The 538-nt window shown below is 77.5% G+C and carries 1 protein-coding gene; it reads right to left on the reverse strand.

Annotated elements, in window-relative coordinates:
* Positions 1–538: LysR substrate-binding domain-containing protein (locus tag LPA54_RS36175; RefSeq protein WP_228984770.1), on the reverse strand; the 538-nt coding region annotated here is incomplete at both ends.

Here is a 538-nt window from a genome sequence, read left to right on the forward strand (position 1 = left end):
CCGCGCCGCCGACGGCCGCCGCCTTGACCGCCGTCGTCGATGACAGCTCGATCAGCGGGCGGGCCAGCCCGCCGAGCGCCGCGTCCAGCACCTGCCGCGTGCCGGAGCCCTCCTCCCGCAGGACCAGCGGCGTGACCGCCAGTTCCTCCGCCGCGAGGGGGCGCCTGCGGCGGGCCCAGGGGTGCGAGGGGGCCGTGACCACGACCAGCCGGTCGTGGGCGATCACCGCGGAGTCCAGTCCGGCCGGCACCGTCAGCCCTTCCACGAAGCCGAGGTCCGCCTCCCCCGCCAGCAGCCGTTCCGCGACCGCCGTGGAGTTGCCGGCGAGCAGGGACACCGCCGTGTCCGGCCGCTGCGCGCGCAGCGCGACCAGCCACCCCGGCAGCAGGTACTCGGCGATCGTCATGCTCGCCGCCACCCGCAGCCGTGAGTCCCTGCGGTCCCGCAGCGCCTGCGCGCCCGCGTCGAACGCCTCGGCCGCCTCGACGATCCGCAGGGCCCAGTCGGTGACCAGGGCGCCCGCGTCGGTGAGCCGCGA

The sequence above is a fragment of the Streptomyces sp. DH12 genome (genome assembly GCF_020873895.1).
GTDB lineage: Bacteria > Actinomycetota > Actinomycetes > Streptomycetales > Streptomycetaceae > Streptomyces.